Origin of the sequence: Borrelia crocidurae (assembly GCF_000825665.2) — a bacterium.
Taxonomy (GTDB): domain Bacteria; phylum Spirochaetota; class Spirochaetia; order Borreliales; family Borreliaceae; genus Borrelia; species Borrelia duttonii.
In genome coordinates, this window is record NZ_LN609267.1 from 765,041 (window position 1) to 766,299 (window position 1,259).

Annotated in this window: 2 protein-coding genes; one reads left to right on the plus strand and one right to left on the minus strand. The window is 23.3% G+C overall.

Going from position 1 to position 1,259, the window contains the following annotated elements; translation table 11 throughout:
* Nucleotides 1-1,011, plus strand: a 1,011-nt coding sequence (locus tag BN1173_RS03700) for a hypothetical protein (protein ID WP_040236706.1), incomplete at its 5' end; no start/stop codon positions are given.
* On the opposite strand, the gene cyaB is transcribed toward BN1173_RS03700, so the two are convergent.
* On the minus strand, nt 988-1,259 hold a 272-nt coding region (cyaB, locus tag BN1173_RS03705; protein WP_040236708.1), incomplete at its 5' end, for a class IV adenylate cyclase. The two genes, BN1173_RS03700 and cyaB, sit on opposite strands and share 24 nt — an antisense overlap.

Sequence of the window (1,259 nt, forward strand, 5' to 3'; positions counted from 1 at the left end):
GATTTACCAAGTTTTAAGTTAAGTTCAAGGCTTAAAAAATATATTTTAAAAACCTATAAGCGTAATATTTATGTTGCATATCAAATGGAAGATAGTGATACTATTAAAGTTGCTTCATTTATTGAAAATATTGGTTGGTTTGATATCAGTACTGCTGTTAATGATAATATTACCGATATTTCATGTTTTGATTTTGTGATTAATTCTAAAGGGGAATTATATATTGTATTTACGACTAAGAGTACCAGTGATTTTCCTAGTGAACTTATAGTTCGAAAATTTAATAGTCGAAAGTGGATTGATGTTAGTCCTAAATTGAGAGACAATGTTGGTTTTTTAGTAAATATTAGTGTTGATCATAAAGACAATTTGTATGTAGCTTATTTGAAAAAAATTGGTTATGAATATAAAGTCAATTTTATTGTAAATAGAGGATATGGAACTACTTGGAATAGTATTGTAGATTCTAATGTGTTTAAAGGTACTGCTGATGTTGATGTCTTAAGTATTGGTGTTATTTCTGAACCTTTTTTAGGAATTTTTTATAATTATAAATTAAATGATTATATGAATTCTGAATTTATTATTGATAGAGGAAAAACTTGGTCGAATGTAAATATACAATCTGTAAATATGGCAAATTCTGTTAAAATTTTATCTGATGTTAAATCAGATCAGATTATTTTAAGTTATATAACAAAAGATAGACCTATTGTTAGTATATCTACTCTTCAATGTGATAAATGGCAGAATGTAAGTCCAAATATTAAAATTAAAGGAGTAGTTAGTGATATTTTAAAGTATAGTAATGATTTGTTATTAACGTTTGAAGATGATAATAATGTGAGACTTATTTATTTAAATTCTAATAATTGGTATTTTTTAAATGAATCTGAGATTTTTCAAAAATCTGCTTGCAAACCTCAATTTGCACAATATCAAAAAAAAGGATTTGTATTTTCATGTTTAAGCTTAGATTTTAAAGTGTTATTTCTTAAGTTGATTAGATAATAGTTCAAAGTATGATTTTTTTTCAATATTATTTTGTAGTTTAAAGTCTTGTATTGTTTTGTAAATTTCTTGCTTGGCAAGATTTAGTTCATTTTTATTGTCAATTATTTTTTCGATTTCCAGAAAGAATCCAAGATTTTGAATTTCGTTAACTTCTATATTTAAATTGTCTTTTTTATAAATTAGACTTTTTTTAATTTTTTTATATAAAATTTTAAAATCCAATTCTTTTATAAAAGATATAAAAT